General features: G+C 37.2%; 16 protein-coding genes and 1 pseudogene. 4 read left to right on the top strand and 13 right to left on the bottom strand.

The window, feature by feature from the left end; all coding sequences use genetic code 11:
* Window positions 1-33: 33 nt before the first annotated feature.
* Window positions 34-2,106: an alkaline phosphatase family protein gene (locus tag A2U94_RS05575; protein ID WP_025910423.1), complete on the top strand. Its 2,073-nt coding sequence runs from the start codon at window positions 34-36 to the stop codon at window positions 2,104-2,106.
* Window positions 2,107-2,163: 57 nt separating this feature from the next.
* Here A2U94_RS05575 and A2U94_RS05570 read toward each other — a convergent pair whose 3' ends face one another.
* The 3 genes from A2U94_RS05570 to proB form a co-directional block, all read right to left on the bottom strand.
* Entirely contained in the window at window positions 2,164-2,619 is a 456-nt protein-coding gene (locus tag A2U94_RS05570) for a threonine/serine exporter family protein (RefSeq protein ID WP_025910424.1), read from the bottom strand.
* Between the two features lie 15 nt (window positions 2,620-2,634).
* Window positions 2,635-3,396, bottom strand: a complete 762-nt coding sequence (locus tag A2U94_RS05565) for a threonine/serine exporter family protein (protein ID WP_025910425.1) — start codon at window positions 3,394-3,396, stop codon at window positions 2,635-2,637.
* A 117-nt stretch (window positions 3,397-3,513) separates the two neighbouring features.
* Window positions 3,514-4,335, bottom strand: a complete 822-nt coding sequence (gene proB / locus A2U94_RS05560) for a glutamate 5-kinase (protein ID WP_025910426.1) — start codon at window positions 4,333-4,335, stop codon at window positions 3,514-3,516.
* Between the two features lie 180 nt (window positions 4,336-4,515).
* Here proB and A2U94_RS05555 point away from each other — a divergent pair, with 180 nt between their 5' ends.
* Window positions 4,516-5,967, top strand: coding sequence for an alpha-amylase (locus tag A2U94_RS05555; RefSeq protein ID WP_025910427.1), 1,452 nt, complete (start codon window positions 4,516-4,518; stop codon window positions 5,965-5,967).
* 209 nt (window positions 5,968-6,176) lie between these two features.
* On the opposite strand, the gene A2U94_RS05550 is transcribed toward A2U94_RS05555, so the two are convergent.
* The 6 genes and pseudogenes from A2U94_RS05550 to A2U94_RS05525 form a co-directional block, all read right to left on the bottom strand.
* Window positions 6,177-7,622, bottom strand: a complete 1,446-nt coding sequence (locus tag A2U94_RS05550; RefSeq protein WP_025910428.1) for a DEAD/DEAH box helicase — start codon at window positions 7,620-7,622, stop codon at window positions 6,177-6,179.
* 148 nt (window positions 7,623-7,770) lie between these two features.
* Window positions 7,771-9,315, bottom strand: coding sequence for a 2,6-beta-fructan 6-levanbiohydrolase (gene levB, locus A2U94_RS05545; RefSeq protein ID WP_090752834.1), 1,545 nt, complete (start codon window positions 9,313-9,315; stop codon window positions 7,771-7,773).
* 145 nt (window positions 9,316-9,460) lie between these two features.
* Window positions 9,461-10,928: pseudogene (sacB, locus tag A2U94_RS05540) on the bottom strand (levansucrase).
* A gap of 239 nt (window positions 10,929-11,167) precedes the next feature.
* Entirely contained in the window at window positions 11,168-12,442 is a 1,275-nt protein-coding gene (locus tag A2U94_RS05535) for an ABC transporter substrate-binding protein (RefSeq protein WP_025910431.1), read from the bottom strand.
* Between the two features lie 24 nt (window positions 12,443-12,466).
* Window positions 12,467-13,639, bottom strand: a complete 1,173-nt coding sequence (locus tag A2U94_RS05530) for a response regulator transcription factor (protein ID WP_025910432.1) — start codon at window positions 13,637-13,639, stop codon at window positions 12,467-12,469.
* Between the two features lie 55 nt (window positions 13,640-13,694).
* A complete protein-coding gene (locus A2U94_RS05525; protein WP_025910433.1) occupies window positions 13,695-15,431 on the bottom strand; it encodes a cache domain-containing sensor histidine kinase in 1,737 nt (578 codons plus the stop codon).
* A gap of 634 nt (window positions 15,432-16,065) precedes the next feature.
* Here A2U94_RS05525 and ahpC point away from each other — a divergent pair.
* Entirely contained in the window at window positions 16,066-16,629 is a 564-nt protein-coding gene (gene ahpC / locus A2U94_RS05520) for an alkyl hydroperoxide reductase subunit C (protein ID WP_025910435.1), read from the top strand.
* Window positions 16,630-16,642: 13 nt separating this feature from the next.
* Window positions 16,643-18,172: an alkyl hydroperoxide reductase subunit F gene (ahpF, locus tag A2U94_RS05515; protein WP_025910436.1), complete on the top strand. Its 1,530-nt coding sequence runs from the start codon at window positions 16,643-16,645 to the stop codon at window positions 18,170-18,172.
* 66 nt (window positions 18,173-18,238) lie between these two features.
* Here ahpF and A2U94_RS05510 read toward each other — a convergent pair whose 3' ends face one another.
* From A2U94_RS05510 to A2U94_RS05495, 4 genes are read right to left on the bottom strand one after another with little or no spacing between them, the layout of a single operon-like run.
* On the bottom strand, window positions 18,239-18,451 hold the full coding sequence (locus A2U94_RS05510; RefSeq protein WP_025910437.1) for a hypothetical protein: 213 nt from the start codon (window positions 18,449-18,451) through the stop codon (window positions 18,239-18,241).
* Between the two features lie 44 nt (window positions 18,452-18,495).
* On the bottom strand, window positions 18,496-19,326 hold the full coding sequence (locus A2U94_RS05505) for a MetQ/NlpA family ABC transporter substrate-binding protein (RefSeq protein ID WP_025910438.1): 831 nt from the start codon (window positions 19,324-19,326) through the stop codon (window positions 18,496-18,498).
* A gap of 17 nt (window positions 19,327-19,343) precedes the next feature.
* The gene (locus A2U94_RS05500) at window positions 19,344-20,006 is read right to left on the bottom strand and encodes a methionine ABC transporter permease (protein WP_025910439.1); all 663 of its coding nucleotides are present in this window, start codon (window positions 20,004-20,006) and stop codon (window positions 19,344-19,346) included.
* Window positions 19,999-20,748, bottom strand: coding sequence for a methionine ABC transporter ATP-binding protein (locus tag A2U94_RS05495; protein ID WP_025910440.1), 750 nt, complete (start codon window positions 20,746-20,748; stop codon window positions 19,999-20,001). The genes A2U94_RS05500 and A2U94_RS05495 overlap by 8 nt, the downstream gene beginning before the upstream one ends.
* Window positions 20,749-20,767: the final 19 nt, after the last annotated feature.

The raw sequence follows: 20,767 nt of genomic DNA, 5'->3' as shown, positions 1-20,767 counted from the left end.
TGTAAAGCTATTATTTTTTTGGGGGAATGCTTTATGTATCAGCGCATCATTCAGTTTTTACCTACCTTTATCTTTTACTTATTCCTAACGATATTTTTATATGGGATAACCATAATTTCATTTACAGGTGACTACAATCTCGCTTTTGATTGGGCGCAGATTCACACCGCCTTTTTTACGATACTTGTTAGCCTTATCGCTTTATTATTAAGCTTTCTAACTGTTTGGATACTTGTTAAAAAAGAACTAATTACTCAGGTTGCTAATTCTAGAGTTTACCATCTCATTTCTGCATTTTTATTTGCAACGTTTATTGGGTTGGTAGGTGCCCTTTTATTTCTCATTTATCATATTGATTTACATCAGCTTGGTAAATCGATTGAATGGATTCAAGAGTATACAGATCGCTATTTATTAAGCTCATTTATTCTTGGTTTACTAGCATTTGGAGTCATTTTGCTGACGGGGGAAGTCTATATTGGTAGTGGAATTTCAATTCTATTGTTTTTTATCCTTGCGTTAACGAACCACTACAAAAAGATTTTTAGAAACGAACCGCTCTTCCCGAATGATTTCATTCAAGTTACCCAATTAAAAGAGGTTATACCAATGATTCGAGAGTCTATCTCCCTTTCAACCACCATATTTGTGGTTATTAGCGTAATAGCCTTGTTCGTTCTATGGTTACGTTCACCTAAGTTAAAAATTGATTGGCGAATCCGTATTATACTCATTCTTCCAATCATGTTTATCTCAAAATCATTCCTGTTTTTTGAAGATACCTTTGCGGAAAAGTACTATGAAAAATATTCAGCCATTATGCCGTGGAATCAGCAAAATAATTATTATTATAACGGTCCCGTTATCGGCATGATTTCGAATATCAAGACAAATATTTTGGAAGAACCTGAGGGTTACTCTGAAAAACGCGTCACAGCTGCTGTCGAGAATATGAAAAAAGAAGTGAAGCCATTCAGTAGTGATTCTAAAGCAGACAAAAAACCAAACATTGTCTTTGTCATGAATGAATCTTTTTGGGACCCTACCAAGCTAGACCTTTCTTTTTCAAAAGATCCATTAGAGCACACAAAAGAACTAATGAAGAAGTACCCTTCTGGGTCCATGCTCAGCCCTGCATTTGGTGGCGAAACAGCTAACGTAGAGTTTGAAGCACTAACAAGTTATTCAATGAATACGTTTAACCCTGGTGGTTTGCCTTTTCAACACATTTTAAGCAAAAAAGAATATCCTTCGTTTGCTTCTTATCTAAATCAATTAGGCTACTATACGGAAGCAATGCATCCAAATAACGGCATTATGTACATGCGTCAAAACGTCTATCCAAACCTAGGATTTGAAAAAAGTTTATTTATTGATGAAATGGACTTTACGGAAAAAGATAACGAAGGATTTGTTTCGGACGATTCAGTTGTTAATCAAGTTTTAGATACGTTAAAAAAATCAGATAAGCCAGCTTTTATTCACGCCGTGACAATCGGAAATCACCTTCCATATCCAGCTACAAAGTATAATGGTGAAAAAACAATATCTGTTGAAGGTGACAACTTATCTCCTGAAATGAAAAGCGAAATTGAAATTTATGCTGAAGGTATTAAGCAGTCCGATGACGCCCTGAAGAAATTAGAAACTGAAATACAAAAACTCGATGAACCTACACTTGTTGTATTTTGGGGAGATCATTTACCTGCTCTAGGAAAAAATCTTCAAGGCTATATAGAGGGTGGCTTTGGCAACACAGACGAATTTCAAAAATCAAAAGAATTTTATGAAACACCACTCTTATTTATGGCGAACTTTAATTTAAACATGGAGCAAGAGTTAGGAACGATTAGTCCTATGTATTTTGCGCCAATGATTGTAGATGAATTAAACTATAAGCCAACTCTATTTTATAGCTATTTATCAAAAATGAAAGAACATATTCCAGCATTTCGTAAGCAAATTTATCTAAATGATAAAGGAGAAGTTGTTCATGACACCTCTTCTTTAAAGCGAGACGCTATTCAATATATGAAGCAATATCAACTATTAGAATTCGACACCTTATCCGGAAAGCAATATGGAAAAGAGTCATTATATAAATAAAAAAAGGTCTCTCATCTCCATTGATTCGTTTCAATGAGGTTGGGGGACCTCTTTTCTTTATGGACGATATTTTGCTTTCACATTTAATTTCGACTGTCGAATAATTTGATTAACTACTTCCGAAAACACGATTCCAATGGCAATTGATCCTGAAATCATAAATGCTTTTGCAGCTAAGCTAATTGCTGTATTGTAATCATTTTCTACGAAGTTTCGCATGGCGTCATAGGCAATTCCCCCCGGTACGAGTGGGATAATACCTGCAACTGTAAAAATAATAATGGGCATGCGATATACCTTTGCATAAATTTGGCTAATAATTGCAATAAAAAACGCAGATGCTACTGTACTTGGTACTTCATCAATATTGTACATCGTCATCAGAAAGTAAATTAACCAGCCAATCATTCCAACAAAACCACACTTTAATAATGATTCACGTGGAACGTTAAAAATAATACCAAACGCAGCAGAAGCAATAAAGCTTGTAATAATTTGCTCAATGATTGTCATATGCAGCCCTCCTTCTTATAACAATGTAAATACAACTGCGATTCCAGCACCAATGGCAAAAGCCGTTAAGAAAGCCTCTGCACCTTTAGACAAACCCGATAACAAGTGTCCTGCCATTAGGTCCCTTACAGCATTGGTAATTAAAAGCCCTGGCACCAGAGGCATAACCGATCCAATAATAATTTTATCAAGTTCACTTCCAACACCGATTGTGACAAATAGCAGTGAAAGCGTACCAATGGTTAGAGAAGCAGTAAACTCGGCAAAGAATTTAATTGGAATAATACGATGGAAATAGACAAGTGCTAAAAAGCCAAGTCCTCCGGCTAACATAGCTGGAATGAAGTCTAACCATTGACCTTGAAACATGATTAAAAAACAGCCGCTTGAAATAGAAGCAGCCGCGAGCTGGACCCATAAAGGAAACGCAACGTTGGATTCTGCGATAGTTTCTAAAGCGTCATATGCTTCTTCTAATTGCAGTTGACCTTGACTGATTTGACGCGATACGCTGTTAACTAACGTTACTTTCTTTAAATCTGTTGTACGTTCAGAAATACGTATGAGCTTCGTTTTAGTGGGCTCACTCGTCTCCAGAGAAAACATAATTCCGGTTGGAGTTACATAGCTATGTGATGTTTTAATGCCAAATGAAGCAGCAATCCTCATCATTGTATCTTCTACTCGATATGTCTCTGCTCCACTTTCTAGCATAATTTTCCCTGCCAGTAAGCAGACGTCCATAATGTCATATCTATCTAATTTCTTTTCTTTCATCTTCTCACTCCAAACGTCTAAAGTCTGGTTTGTTTCTTACAGCATACAGTGTATAAGAAACAAAGGATGATACGCAATGCTTAATTAAAAAAAGTGTGGATTTCCCACACTTTTTTCTTAACGGACTTTTTGCTTTTGAGATAAAAACAGCGTTCCTAGCTCTTTACCATTAATTAAATCGCGTAGGATAGCAGGGTCTTTACCGTTTGCTAAAACCACGTTAATCCCTTCTACCGTAGCACGCTTCGCAGCCGTTAATTTTGTTACCATTCCACCTGTTCCCACAGAAGTTCCACTACCTCCCGCAAACTCTTCTAGCTCAGGCGTGATTTTTTCAATGACTTTAATAAGCATCGAATTCTCATTTTTTGTTGGATCTGAGTCAAAGAAGCCATCAATATCTGATAAAATCACCAATAAATCAGCTTGAATAAGTACTGAAACGATAGCCGATAAATTATCGTTATCTCCAAAGCGTACAATATTCTCAATTTCGTCAATTGCTACGGTATCATTCTCATTAACAATTGGAATGACGCGGTCTTCAATCAACTTTTCAAATGTATTGACGACGTTATTTCGAACGTGTTCATCTTCAATAACGTCTTTGGTTAACAACACTTGCCCCACAATATGACTATATTCTCCGAAAAATTTACTATAAATATGCATTAATTCAGACTGTCCTACAGCGGCCGCTGCTTGCTTGTCGCGAATTAACGTTGGTCGATTTGCTAACTTTAATTTCTTGACTCCTACTTGCACTGCACCTGATGTAACCAATACCACTTCTTTACCCGAATTCATTAAATCAGACAAAACACGCGTTAATTTTTCAATGCGCCCTAAATGAATCTCTCCATTGTCGTATGTTAAAGTTGATGTCCCTACTTTGACAACGATACGTTTACAGCTATGTAATTGATCTCGATACCCCATGCTGTTCATTCCTCCAAAAGCTTATAATTTTAAAAAATTATAGCAGACTTCATCAGAAAAGTCTTATTCTTTTTGATTACTCGATAATTTCTGTTTTTGAAATTATTTCCTTTATACATGGTTTAGATAAGACGCATAGTAGGAATATAACTAGAAAACGGGTGTGAGAGGATGAGATGAATGGAACGTAATCACACAATGATTCAGTTTTTTGAATGGCATTTGCCAGCTGACCAAAATCATTGGAATCGTTTAAAGGAAGTAGCACCTGAGCTAAAGGAAGCCGGCATTGATGCTGTTTGGATTCCTCCAGTTACAAAGGCATCTTCACCTGATGACAATGGCTATAGCGTATACGACGTCTATGACCTAGGTGAATTTGAGCAAAAAGGAAGCACCGCTACAAAGTATGGAACAAAAGAGCAATTACACGAAGCAATTCAAGCGTGTCATGACCACGGAATCAGCGTGTATGTTGACATTGTCATGAACCACAAAGCAGGGGCTGATGAAACAGAGACCTTTCAGGTAATTGAAGTAGATGCTGATAATCGAACAAACGAAATATCTGAGCCTTTTGATATTGAAGGGTGGACAAAATTTACATTTAACGGTCGAAACAATAAGTACTCAGATTTCCAATGGAATTTTACACATTTTAATGGAACAGACTATGATGCTAAAGAAGATCGTTCTGGTATCTTTAAAATCCTTGGTGAAAATAAAAAGTGGAACGAAGAGGTGGATCAGGAATTTGGAAACTATGATTATCTGATGTATGCCAACATTGATTACGACCATCCCGATGTTAAAGGTGAAATGATTTCCTGGGGAAAATGGCTAGCAGAAACGTTAAATTGTGACGGCTACCGACTGGATGCCATTAAGCATATTAACTATAACTTTATCAAAGAATTTGTATCAGAAGTCGCTGCTGAGCAAGGAGAAGATTTTTATTTTATAGGCGAGTTTTGGCATCCTGACTTAAGAACAGCAGCAGATTTTTTAGATCATGTTGAACACGGTATTGATATTTTCGACGTTCCTCTTCACTACAAGTTATATGAAGCTTCACAAAAAGGAAGAGATTTTGATTTACAAACAGTATTTGATGATACACTTGTCCAAGTCCATCCATTAGATGTGGTTACCTTTGTAGATAATCATGATTCGCAGCCCAACGAGTCCCTTGAATCATGGATAGAAGACTGGTTTAAAGAATTAGCGTACGCCTTAATTTTACTTCGAAAAGATGGATACCCATGCATATTTTATGGGGATTTCTTCGGTATCTCTGGGGACAACCCTATGGATGCAAAAAAGGACATGCTCACAAAGCTTTTATCGGTGCGCTACCACAAAGCGTATGGAGACCAAGATGACTATTTCGATCATCCCAATACAATTGGCTGGGTTCGTCATGGAGACCCCTCTATTGAAGGCTCTGGCTGTGCTGTCATTCTTTCAAATGGAGATGAAGGAGATAAGCAAATGTTTGTAGGAAAAGAGCACGCTGGTAGTACTTGGATTGATATGCTTGAAAAACGAGACGATCAGGTTACAATTGATGAGAATGGCTATGGTTGTTTTACGGTTAATAGTCAAAGTGTATCCGTATGGATTAAACAATAGAAAAGAGTTTGGGACAAACCAAAATGATGGCTTCTAAAAGATGAACACTAGCTGTTCCCATCTTTTTGGTTTGTCTGAACACGTTCGTTCCACCCTGTTTCCAACATTGTTTTCACAATCAACCAAAAAAACCTGAACGATTAAAAGTTATGAACTCTCAACCGTTCAGGTATAATAGAGGCTGAACTACTTATGTCTCAGTCTCTTTTTCACTTTTTCGCTTCATGCACTTTTAACTTCTTGCCTTTGATGCTTTTATTTTTTAATACCTTCAATACAGATGGACCTTTACCGTTTAAAATCTCAACGTACGAATGATTATCTTGGATGGTAATAATCCCAATATCTTGAGCGGACATACCAGGCAATTTAGCAATAGTTCCCACAAAATCAACCGCACGAATTTTCTTTTTCTTACCGCCATTAAAATATAACTTCATAATATCTTGGTTAACTTTTTCACGCTTCTCTTCTCTTAGAACTACCGGTGCTTCCATTTTCTCTTGAAAAGCCGTTCTGTTAGCTTTTACTTCTTCAACAGATGGTGGGTTACTTAACTGAATATCAGCTTGGCTGTATTCACGAATTTCTTCTAAGAACTTTTGCTCATAAGACGTCATAAACGTAATGGCTTTTCCTGACTTACCAGCACGTCCTGTTCTACCCGTACGATGCACGTATTTTTCTTTTTCAAGTGGGAAATCAAAGTTAATGACAAGCGTAATATCTTCGACGTCAATTCCTCTAGCAGCAACGTCAGTGGCTACTAGATAGCGAAACTCACCGCGCTTAAAGTCATCCATTACTTCAAATCGATCTTCTTGAACCATCGCTCCGTGCAGTAAATCAGCAGAATAATCACGTTCGTCTAAGTACTGAAAAACTTCTTTTACTCGTTCTTGTGTTCGACAAAAGATGATGCAGCTATCTGGGTTTTCAGCAACCGTGACATCTGATAACAAGGAAAGCTTACTCCCTTCTTCCACTTCCATCACGTGATGTGTAATAAGCTGCGGTGCTTTTCCTACTGTTTCGATTTGGATACGCTCAGGATTAATCATATATTTCTTAGCTAAACCTTCAATATCAGCTGGAAACGTTGCAGAGAAAAGCATCGTAGTTCGACTAGTCGGAAGCTTATCTAGAATCGCTGATACTTGATCAATAAAACCCATGTTTAACATTTCGTCTGCTTCGTCTAATACAACATATTTTAAACATTCAACAGATAACGTGCCTTTTTCAATATGATCTAAGACGCGGCCAGGTGTCCCCACTACGATATGCGTTTTTTGTTTTAGCATAGTCTTTTGCTTCATAAAAGACTGTCGGCCGTAGATGGCCACGCTATTAACACGCTTATAGCGACCGATACTCTTCATTTCATCACTAACCTGTGCCGCTAATTCACGGGTAGGCGTCAGCACAAGTACTTGTGGCTTGTTTTCAAGCCAATCTACTTTTTCACATAGTGGAATGGCAAAGGAAGCTGTTTTTCCGCTTCCTGTTTGTGAGGTTACAATTACGTCTTTATCTTCTAATACTTTGGGAATAACACGCGCTTGAACTGGTGTTGGTTGGTTATATTCTAAGGCATCTATGGCCTTTATGATTGGATCACTAATTGCGTAATCAGTAAATGTTGAACTGGACATATGGTTCCTCGCTTTTTTATTATTTAACGTTCCTTGTTACATATAGAATTCACTTTATAAGCTTTTATTAGTATAAACGATTTATGAGAGAGAACAAACAATGAAAAAGCTTCGGCTACTTATGGCCGAAGCTTTTTCATATTCTTATTTACTTTTTTTGATTTGTTCCTAACTCTTCAACCTTCACATTTTCAAACGTAGCTGTACCACCAGAAGAAAATAGCGAAATGCCTTGGTCTTCAGCTAAGGGAAATACTAAATTGGTATGCACCACTTTCCCACCGTCTATAAACACTTCTACGCTTGTTTTATCAACGAGAACCGTAAGACGTGCATTTTTGTTATTACCACCAAAAGGCGCTTGGCTTTCTTGAAACTTTTTCTCTTCGTCTGGATTTTCTACAAACGCTCGATTTACGTAGGAATAGTTTTCAGAAATAGCTAATCCCACATCAATATGTCGAGACTTGTCCTCTGATTCACGTAAACGCAAACCAATATTTTCGCTGTCTTCCCAAGACACATCAGCTTCTATTCGGTACGTTTCTCCCTTCATATCCAGTGTGTTAGATTCATCTATTAATGTTATATCATTATATTTTTTCTCCGATTTTACAAGCTGTTTTAAATCAGCCACAGGCTGAGAGGCTAATGCGTAACCGTACTGTTCATCTTCTTGTAGCGTAATTTCTCGAACAATTGAATCCGTTCCATTAAATCCGTCGGCTTCCATGGTAGGAGTGTTGTCTGCATATGACCATTTGTTCATCCAAGCAAGTCCGTAACGCTTGTTTAACTTGTCGTCAGCCTGGCCATCTTCAAGTGTAACGCCACCATACCAATCAAAACCGTAATCTAGCCACTGAGGCTCTTCATGCTCTTTTTCAAAGTTCTCTCCATTAAAGTCACCGATCCAATAAGCATAGTTGTTTGGTTTATCGACTGCTTCACCATTTGCACTCATACCAAGCACCCACTTAACAGTGCCATTAGGGGCTCTCATTTGGAATAAATCTGGACACTCTAATACGCCATAATCCTCCGTTTGAAAGTCACCAGTGAACTTCCATTCCTTCAGATTCCCTGATTCATAAAATCCAATTTTAGAACCTTCTGCAAGCAGCATCACCCATTTATCACGTTCATCGTCCCATATAATTTTGGGATCGCGAAAATCTTCTATGCCAGGATTGGATAATACAGGTTCATCGCCAGCACTTTGAAACGTTTTTCCTTCATCTGTGCTATACCATAAATACTGCTCTTGCTTCCCTCCGTCTTCTGAAGGTTGCGTTACAACTGCGATAAATGCATTCTCTCCAAATCCAGCTGTATTGTTACGATCAACAACAACAGAACCTGACCATGGATCTCCATTTTTATTCGTGTACTTTGGAATTGCTACTCCTTCATCTTTCCAATGAACAAGGTCTTCCGAAGTTGCATGGCGCCATTCAGTTCCATTACCATCGGGATAATCCTTATTGTAAAGGTAATAGTAGTGATACTGTCCATTATAGAAAATCGGCTTTTGTGGATCATTTTTCCATTTATCAGGTGCCGTAAAATGGTAAGACGAGCGATAAGATGTTGATTCCACAGGTTTTTTTTCGCTCTTATCTTCTTTATTCATTTGATTCATCCATACATAAATGCTAGCGCCTATTATGATTGCTAAAATGATAACTAGCATAGTCCACCTTCTCTGTATTGAATTCAACCTGCCCATACTATCACCACACTTCATTAAAAGTATTATGTCACCCAATGGTTTTACCCAATAAATAAAAAGAAAATGCCACTATCATGACATTTTCTTTTTCATTTCATATCAAAGATTATTTTTTCTTTTCATCATACGTGATTTGACCTTGTTCTAAAGTACCATTTTGGACAACTGAAGATTTGTTGCCTTTCATATCAAGTAAGAATGAAGGTGCAAACGTTGATTTCTTATCTTCAAAGAATCCGCGGTTTGTCATATAGCTTGTTACAACAAATTTGTCAGAGTCTTTTTGTGGAATCACGTAGTGTGCGTATGTCCATGTTACATCATTTGGATCTAAATCTTGATGCAATACAATACCTGTGTTATTCATTGGTTTATATGGACCTGTTAAAGAATTTGACACATAGCCAAGCATGTAAATATCTTTATCATCGACACCATCAGTCGTCATTTTAGAACCACGTGTGCTTGTAAATAAATAGAACTTGCCATCTTTTTTGAAGATATTGGGAATTTGATACAATTAGTGGCTTCATTTCATTTTTCAACGTGTAGTCATCGTTAATTTCAACGATACCAATCGCACCGTTTGCAAGCTCTGCTTCATCTTTCTTGTCACTATTGTCAAGGTTCTTAAACTCATCGCGGAAGAACTTCATACCGTTGCCGTAGTATGCGCGATTATAAAGAGACTCTTCACCAGAATAACCATATTCAGTACCTGTGTTTGCTTCAAAAACTAAATATTTGCGACCTTTATCTTCAATGTAGTGAGGGTCACGTAGCGTATGGTTGTTCATAAAGTTACGATCTTCGAAAGCTTTGTTTACAGACTCATACGTTTTGCTGTCTCCACCTTCGTAGATTGATTTATGATCTTCAACACCGTCAACTTTCAGCGTGTTTTCTTGTTGTTCAGAAACATTAACCTGTGCTGTTGTAAGAGTTTGTTTACCGAATAATTTTTGGCTTTCATTAAAATCACCACGGTTTGTATAGAATAAGCGAATTTCACCGTCATCTGTGAATAATGCAGATCCTGACCATTCTTCTATTTGTCCTTTTAAGTGCTCGTCGTTTGCTTCGTACTTGTCATTATCGTCAAATACACGACCAGCATTTTTCCAAGCGTCAACGGAATTGTCTCCTGCTTTTTTATAGAACATGTAGATAAATGTATCGTTAGGGTTCTTAGGATCTCCAGCTAAACCAAATACAATGTGATAACCGTTATATTCCGCTACCGTACCGTCAGCATTTTGCAATGGCCACGTATCCCATACGTCCATTTTAATTTTGTTTCCATTTTTATCTGTTTTAACAGCTGATTCTACATTTTTGATTGTTGATTCATCAAAGCCTGGTACCGTATAGCGCTTGTCACCATGTTGGTTTACCATGTTCTTCATTGCTTCACGCGTAATTTGTGAAGTACCGTACGTTTCTTTATAGGATTTTGCTTGTGCTTCATCTACACCTTTACCTTTAGCAGAAGCAGGTGTAAAGCTACCTCCTAATAAAATTGCTGCACTTAGGGATGCTACCGTTGCTTTTGACGCAAAATTACGAAAGTTCATCAAGTTTTCCTCCTAGTAGATAGTTTTTCATGCTTTGGCAAGACACGGACGATACTTCTTTGACTTTAATTAGTTTTGGCTTGATTGATCGTTCGTTCCATACCTGATACATTAAGTATAAAAAACAATGCTTTGGCTGAATACGGCATAAATTGATTGAGTTTTCGTCTTAAATTGATATACATGACAAAAGAATGACAAAAGAAGCCCTTTCTCAAATTGAAAAAGGACTTCAATGATTATGGCTTGCTATCTTCTCGTAAAACTTCATCTAACTGTCTAAGTGTTTCATCTTTTGAAAGCTCTCGATTTAAGTATCTTTTTAGCGTACGACCTGCTTCTCGCTTAGCAGATGATGAATAAGCAAACCAATTGGAATTATAGGTTTCTTTCGTGTGGTAAACATTCAGTACTTCTTTACTAATGGGACCTATATCATTTGTTTTTATATGCTTAAAAGCTGGAGCAAAGCCAAACCGTTCAGTCATAAATTGCTGACCTTCACTTGATGAAACCGTCCAATTTAAGAATTTTTTAGCTTCTCGCTTTTTTATTGAAGATGCTTTTTTATTCACAACCCAGTAGTTTGGAACACCTGTTAAGATTTTGCTGTTGGCTTTATCATTTAATGGAACTGGAAAAATACCAAACGACTTATCGAGAGCTTCCTCATCTAATAGCGGCTGTACCCAGCTTCCCTGCAGTATCATCGCTGCTTCTTCATTTGCTAACATCTCCACTTCAGTATAATAATCTGTTTTCGTTGCAGATTGATTTCCATATTGGAGAGTTAAGTCTAAGAATGATAACAAATCTTTTGCGATTACGTTTGTCGTAAAGCTTTCTTTCCCTTTTTTCAGCTGATGATTAAATTTTATTGGATCTTGCTGAATTGCAAAAGCAAGGCTAGTTAAGTGATAACCCAACTTCCACTCTTCGTAATAGCCGTTTGCAAAAGGCGTAACACCGATGTTTTTAAGCTTCTCTGCTGCCACTTTTAACTCTGAATACGTGCGAGGAATAGATTGAATACCAGCTTTTTGAAATAGCTCTCTATTATAAACAATTCCAAAACCTTCAATATCCATCGGCATGCCATATACTTTGTCTTCTACCGTAATTGGCTTTAACGTATCAGGATATGCTTTTTCAACCCAAGGCTGGCTACTCAAGTCTTCTAAATAATTAATCCATTCTTTTGTCGCATCATAGCCGATATTTGTAAAGATATCGGGCCCTTGACCTGCAGCAATTTGGGCAATGATATCAGAGAAATCATCCGATGCTCCACCCACCGTTTCGACATGGATTTTGACATTTGGGTTCTGTCTTTCATACTCCTGTACCATTTGTTCAAACTGCGTTGCAATTTCGACTTTAGGATTACGTATAGTTAAGACGACCTGTTCTGTTTCTTTATTTTCCGTTTCAGTTTGAGCGTTTGAAGAACCACAGCTTGTCAACACACTCAGTAAAAGAGAGACAAAAAACAGGTAGCATATTTTTTCTTTCATTTATTCACCCTTGCCTCTCTTAGCCTATATAGATGATTTTTCACTATCTCTTACATTGGCGTATAAAGCCCGGTATTCAAAAGGAGTTAAACCAACTACCTTCTTAAACAGCTTCGAGAAATACTTTTCATCCTGATAACCAAGCATTAACGAAATAGAATGAATGGTTTCAGCCGTTTCTAATAACCACTGTTTCGCTTGTCTTACTCTTAAATTTGTTACATATTTAGATAGCGTCATACCCGTTTCTTTTTTAAATTTCCTTGATATATGTTCTCTTGTTAAAAAAAACATTTTTGATAGTTTCTGGAGGCTAATATCTTCCATATAATAGTCTTCTACATATGCTACTATTTCTTGCATACGCTTCAGTGCTTCTAGCTCATCCACTTGACGAATTGCTCGATATTGATTGCCCTTTAGTGCTGTCAAAAGACCGTTAAACACCTCTGGAATTTGATTAAAGGAAGAGAATGAATCTTGAACCAAACGAATTGGAATTGAAATATTTTCACTTATCCACCGCTCTACATAAACCCATTGATGTTTTGCCGTTAGGACAATGTACAGATTCTCCTCACCCTGAAATGTAAAAGTTGCTCCCATATTCCGCGCTTGTAATTCATTTGAAAGCTCATTAATACAAGGATCAGGTTGATGTCCTTGATAAAAATATAGCAGTGTAAAATCTATGTCTTCCGCTTCTGGAATTATTGAATGTAAAAATGCTGTATCTGTTCCTTCATTTAAACATAAGGACGTCATTAGTTGACTGTGACGAAGTTTTTTAGCCTCGGCTAGTATTTCTTCGTTTTCTTCTTGTTCTGCCTCTAAAGAGTCTACTACTTTTGTTAACACTTGTTGAAAAGCTTCGGGGTCAATTGGTTTCAGCAAGTAATCAAAGCTATTTAATTGAATAGCTTTGCGCATAAATGTATAATCATCATACCCCGTAACAAGTATGACTTTTCCTGTATACGAATGTTGATTTAACCTTTCAATCAGCTGTAAACCACTCATTTTTGGCATTTTAATATCCGTAAAAATCACACCAGGCTTTTCTTTTTCAATTATCTCCAAAGCCTCTATGCCATTAGTAGCTTCTAACACTTCATTGATTCCTACGCTTTCCCATTCTCCTAGTTGGCGCATCACTTTACGAACATTTTTCTCGTCATCAACAATCAACGCTTTCACTATATTTACCTCCCTTAGCAGTCAAATCAATAGCTGTTTTATTCAAATTGAAATTCTACTTATTAATAGGAATTGTCATCATTACCTCAAAGCCTTTTCCCTCTAGGCTATCAATATGAAACGCTGCTTCATGACCAAAATGTAGCAATAGCCGATCATAAATATTCTTCAACCCTATACCTTTTTGTGTAGCACTACGGTTATAAATGGTTTGACGAAGTGAATTCAGCTCAGCTTCTTGAAGGGTTGGACCATAACTTTTCACTGCTAGCTTAATAACTCCCCTTTCTTTTTTACCAATAATTTCTAAACGTGATTCGTCACTATACTTTTCATAGCTATGCTTAAAATAATTTTCAACTAAAGGTTGTAGGAGCATACTCGGAATAAGCTCATTCTCAACTTCTTTATCTACTGAGAATTGAACATCGACCTCTTCTCCAAACCGCTCTTTTTGTAGCACCAAATAAGAATGGATATAGTCTAGCTCTTTATCTACTGTTACTAATTGATCTGCTTGCAATGAGTAACGCATCATCTTTGATAAAGAAATGATCAATCCATAAACCCCTTTTGCTCCAGAATCTAAAGCAACAGCGCCTATTGACTGCAAAGCATTGAATAAGAAATGTGGATTCACTTGAGACTTGAGCGCTCTTAGCTGACTTTTCTTTACTTCAATCTCCAACTTATATTCCCGATCAATATGATTGTTAATACGGTGCAGCATTTCTTGCATATGATTTTCTAAATGGCCAATCTCATCTTTGCGAGAAGTTGTAAGCATCACATCCATGTTTCCACCTTCAATGGATCGTACTTTATCACTCAAAACTCTTATTGGCTTTGTGACAATGCGTGAGATTAGAAAAACCATAATTACTCCCAGCACTACCACGCCCAATCCCAACACAACGTTTGTATAAGCCGCTTTTTTAGCATCTTGAAACAAGGCATCTTTAGAAATAATCTTCACTACTCGCCAGTTATTCAGTGGTGCCTGTAAGCTTTCAGTGAGTACAAGCTCTGTTGACTCACTCAATGCTGTAAGCTCCTTTTTATTAATCATTTGTCCCATTTGCTTTGAATCACTGGAATACATTACTTTATAATCTTCGTTAAGTAAGAAAACCGATGTACCATCGTCTCCCTCAAGCTGTTTTACTAATGGAGAGTACGAAGTAATATCAATATCCATTGTTAGAAAGCCAAGAAACTCTTCACTTAAAATGTTTTTAATTTTATGATGCATTGTTACTACCATGGAATCTTCTGTCTTAGGGATAATTGGAACGTTGTCATAATTTTTAGCTTTATGCGGTTCTTCAATCACATAATCTTGCTCTGATTGATAAAGCTGTTTAAATGGAGGGTGCTTGACATAATTACTTTGTGTTTTTGGTGCGCTCAAATTTGATTTATAAACAATCAATGATTCTTTTTCCTTGTGAAAATAAAAGCGGAGCTGCACCAATTCTGGCCTTGTCGCTGAAAATGTTTCAATACTCTTTTCAAAAGATAAAAAATTACTGCTATTTTCTTTTGGCAAGCCCTCATCAAAAACTTGTAGTATATCTGGCATGTTATAAACGGAATACGGCAATGTAATCATTTTTTCAAAGTGTTGCTCAAGATCATTTCCCGCTTCACGTAGCTCTTCACGGCTTTTTTCCAACTCTTTGTTCTCAATGCTACTTTTTGTATTTCCATAAATAATAAACACCGACAGGAAGTATGGTAAGATAATAAATATTACTAGAAGCAGTAATAATCGAACTTGAAAGCTTCTCATTTATTGGCTCCTTTTCTATGTTGTTAAACCACCTGAAAAGCCCTTCCTAAAGCATTTATAGACTATAACAAGGCTTATATTACGTCAATCATACCGAAGTAATACTTACTACCCCTAAAAATATGTAAAATAATGTTTTTTTGGTTTATACTGGTTTTTTTATAAGATTTACTATTTATAATTCATGAATTTTTATACATTTTCTTCTTAAGATATTTTTTTATATAGGTATTTAAACCCAAAAAATGTAATTAGAATATAAATAAAATACCATTTTTATCCTATTTCAAATGACACCGTATACTTTTCTGTTGTCAGCAAAATGAAGCTAATGTAACGGGCTTCAATTATTCTCAATCATCACCTTTTATTTTCATACTTCCTTTCCTCCATTAGATAAAAAAGACACTTATACATTTCCAGTTTATACAATCATATTATTAGATAAAAAACGCACAAGAGTGATAAGATATATGTAGAAACACTGTACAAAACCTTGCTTTTCAAAGGAAATCAGACGATCAGACAACTTTTTTAAAAAACTTGCTATATTTCCTTTGACAAAACAACAGGTTTTATATAATAATGAGTATTGAATTAGAATTATTATAATTTATTGAGGAGGAATTTCGATATGTCATTAATCGGAACTGAAGTAAAACCATTCGTAGCACAAGCTTACCAACAAGGTGAATTCCTTGAGGTTACTGAAGAAAACTTTAAAGGTAAATGGAGCGTAGTTTGCTTCTACCCAGCAGATTTCACTTTCGTATGTCCAACTGAATTAGGTGATTTACAAGACCAATACGCAGCATTAAAAGAATTAGGCGTAGAAGTATATTCAGTTTCTACAGATACACACTTCACACACAAAGCATGGCATGACCATTCAGAAACAATTAACAAAATTGAATACATTATGATTGGTGACCCTTCACAAAAAATCTCGCGTAACTTTGAAGTATTAAACGAAGAAGAAGGTCTTGCTGATCGCGGAACATTTATCATCGATCCAGATGGCATTATCCAAACTGTTGAAATCAACGCTGGTGGTATCGGCCGCGACGCAAGCACACTTGTTAACAAAATTAAAGCAGCACAATATGTACGTAAAAACCCAGGTGAAGTTTGCCCAGCTAAATGGCAAGAAGGTTCTGAAACACTAACACCAGGACTTGACCTTGTAGGTAAAATCTAAGGAGTTTGATTACATGTTATTAGATGCAAATATCAAAGCACAGCTAGATCAGTATCTTCAATTATTAGAAAGTGACATTATGCTAAAAGTAAGCGCGGGAGAAGATAAAGTATCTCGCGACATGCTTTCATTAGTAGATGAACTAGCAACAATGTCATCTCGCATTAAAGTTGAAAAAGCTGAATTAGAGCGTACACCGAGCTTTAGCGTAAATCGTATCGGTGAAGATACAGGTGTAACATTTGCCGGCGTCCCTTTAGGACATGAGTTTACTTCATTAGTTCTTGCTTTATTACAAGTAAGTGGACGTGCACCAAAAGTTGATCAAAAAGTGATTGACCAGATTAAGAACATTAAGGGCGAATACAAATTTGAGTCTTATATCAGCTTAAGCTGCCATAACTGCCCAGATGTTGTACAAGCTCTAAACTTAATGAGTATCTTAAACAATGGTATCTCTCACACAATGATTGACGGTGCGGCTTATAAAGAAGAAGTAGAAAGCAAAGATATTATGGCAGTTCCAACTGTTTACCTTAATGGTGAAGAGTTTGGCAGCGGTCGTATGACAATCGAAGAAATTTTAAATAAACTGGGCAGCGGCCCAGATGCAGCAGAGTTTGCTGATAAAGATCCTTACGATGTACTTGTTGTTGGTGGCGGTCCGGCTGGTGCAAGTGCCGCGATTTATGCAGCGCGTAAAGGTATTCGCACGGGTATTGTAGCCGAGCGCTTTGGTGGACAAGTTATGGACACAATGGGCATCGAAAACTTTATTAGCGTTAAGAAAACAGAAGGTCCTAAACTCGTAGCAAGCTTAGAAGAGCATGTTAAAGATTACGGCATTGACGTAATGAATTTAGTACGCGCTCGTAGCTTAAAGAAAAAAGACCTTGTCGAACTTGAGCTGGATAATGGCGCTGTTTTAAAAAGTAAAACAGTCATCCTTTCAACAGGTGCTCGCTGGCGTAATGTTGGTGTACCTGGAGAAGCAGAATTCAAAAACAAAGGTGTAGCTTACTGCCCACACTGCGATGGTCCTTTATTCGAAGGTAAACGCGTAGCCGTTATTGGCGGTGGAAACTCAGGCGTGGAAGCAGCGATTGACCTTGCAGGTATCGTAAATCACGTAACTGTTTTTGAATATATGTCTGAACTGAAAGCCGATGCTGTATTACAAGAGCGCCTAAACAGCCTTCCAAACGTAACTGTCGTGAAAAACGCTCAAACAAAAGAAATTACCGGAACTGATAAAGTAAACGGTATTACTTACATTGATCGTGAGACAGAGGAAGAAAAACACGTTGAATTAGAAGGTGTATTCGTTCAAATAGGCTTAGTACCAAACACTGATTGGTTAGGCGATGATGTAGAACGTACACGTATGGGAGAAATCGTTGTTGATAAGCATGGTGCGACTAACATCCCTGGCGTATTCGCTGCGGGAGACTGCACAGACAGTGCTTATAAACAAATTATTATCTCCATGGGTTCAGGTGCAACAGCAGCTTTAGGTGCTTTTGATTATCTAATCCGTAACTGATTAAAAGTTAACGATTTATCCAATTGAAAGAACCCTTGTCTTTGGACAAGGGTTCTTTTTTTATAGTTACATTCCAATTTGAGTATTTTCTTTTTTACGCTTAGAACGCCCTCTCCATGCTGGCACTATCACTGCTAAGATCGTTAATACAATCAGTGACATAGCCAATGGACTCGTTAAGAAAATATTCCAGGATCCCCCTGAAATCGTCAACGATTGACGAAGCGAATTTTCCATCATTCCACCTAAAATAAAAGCTAAAATGAATGGTGCTGCCAAACCTTTAATAGATCCCCTCCCAAATATTCAAATGGCTTTTTTATTTATTTAAAGGCTGGAATAGCTGTTTCATCGTACTTTTCTTCTAAGAATTTACGAACTTCTGGGCTTGTCATTGCTTCAGCTAGCTTTTTAATTGCATCTGAATCAGCATTATCTTTGCGCGCTACTAAGGTAATTGCAAAATCATTGTCTACTCCTTCAGTAAGAAGTGCATCACTTTTTGGTGTTAAACCAAGAGGCGCGGCATAAGCTGGCGTCATGACTACCGCATCCGCATCATCATACATTCTCGATAGCATCAGTAAATCAACTTCTTTAAACTTAAGGTTTTTGGGATTCTCTTTAATGTCCGCCTTCGTATAATACGTATCTTTCTTGTCACCTAACTTGATAACATCATGCTGCGCAAGCAAAGAAAGAGAACGATCAATATTAGAAACGTCATTAGCAATGGCCACAGTCGCACCATCAGGTAATTCTTCTACTGACTTATAGTTCTTTGAATATACGCCATAATTTGCAAAATAAATTGGCTCAACGGCTACTAATTCTGCGTTGTTATTACGATTAAATTCTTCCATATAAGGCACGTGTTGAAAGAAGTTTGCATCTACTTCTCTAGCTGCAAGCGCGCTATTGGGCTGTACGTTATCACTCAAGACTTCTACTTGTAAGTCAATGCCTTCTTCCTTTAGCTTTGGCTTTACAAGGTCTAAAATCTCTGTCATTGGTGGTATTAAAGAGGCTACTTTTAACGTAACTTCTTCTCCATCTTGTCCTTGCTTATCTTTATTTTCATTTGTTTTGTTTGCTTGGCCACAACCACTTAGTGCTACAACAAGCACCAACATAAAAAAGAATAGTTTTTTCATTTTTTTTCCTCCATTATTTATCTTTTATCCAACACTCTGGCCACAGTCATTCCAACAAATTGGACGAACTGCACCAACACAATCATAATAATAATCATGTACATCATTAAATCTGTTTTAAATTGTTGATACCCATACCGAATGGCGAAATCACCAATTCCTCCTCCGCCAACAACTCCCATAATAGTCGAATACGAAATAAAGCTAATAATGGATGTCGTCAGTCCAAGGATTAGACCCGAGCGTGCTTCTACATAAACAAACTTAAACATAATTTCTCGAACAGATGCCCCCATCGAAATCGCTGCTTCGATAACACCTTTAGGCACATCTAACAGCGATTGCTCAACAAGACGTGAGTAGTGCGCAATGGCAATAATCGAGAGTGGAATTGTTGCTGCTGCTGTTCCAATTGCTGTCCCGAGGACAAAACGAGTAAACGGTATGAGGAAGACGACCAGTAATAAAAATGGAAACGAGCGAATTGTATTTACCATTAGGTTTAAGATTGAAAATATGAGTTGATTTTCAATCAATTGCCCCTTCCGACAAAGAAATAAAAAAGTACCAACGGGAAGTCCGATGAGAACTGCAACTAAAATTGAAACACCAACCATCACAAAGGTTTCACCAATAGATTGCCATATTTCAGTTTCATATTGTGCCAAAACTTCAAGCATTGTCTATTTCCTCTCCCTCTGTTAATTGATCTACAAAATATTGTGCCCGATTCTCTTTCATTTGAACACCTTTTGGCTTTGTCGTTACCGTTTGATAGAGAGATCCATTTTCGAGAACGGTGACGCGATTGCATATGCTTTTAATGACTTCCATCTCATGGCTGACAATCACGATGGTCACACCTAAGTGCTGATTAATATCCTCTAATACTTTTAATAGATCAGCTGTAGTATTAGAATCCAGAGATGAGGTCGGCTCATCACAAAGTAACACTTGCGGCTTGTTTGCCAAAGCTCTTGCAATGGCCACACGCTGCTTTTGGCCACCGCTTAGCTGAGCTGGATACTTATCTTTTAGCTCAGCTAAGCCAACAAAGCTTAAGCATTCTAGCACGCGCTTTTTCTGTTCCTCTTTTGGAGATCTTGTTAGCTCTAATGAAACAGCTACGTTATCGTACACTGTCTTATTAGAAATTAGATTAAAGTGTTGAAAGATCATCCCAATCGACTTTCTCGCTTCTCGAAGCTTCTTCCCACTCATCTTTGTTAAGATTTGAGCATTCACTTCTACTTCTCCCTCATCTGGAATTTCAAGTAGGTTCATAAGACGAAGCAACGTTGACTTCCCCGCTCCACTCGCTCCAATAATTCCATGAATCTCACCGCTATTTATCTCTAAAGATAACTCTTTAATCGCCTGAAACTGTGCAAATCTTTTACTTACACGATTTAATTTAATCATGAAAACCCCCTCCTTTCTT

The organism is Bacillus sp. VT 712 (assembly GCF_001614195.1).
GTDB classification, from domain to species: Bacteria; Bacillota; Bacilli; order Bacillales; family Bacillaceae_H; genus Priestia; species Priestia flexa.
This window is presented reverse-complemented; position numbering and strand designations above follow the sequence as displayed.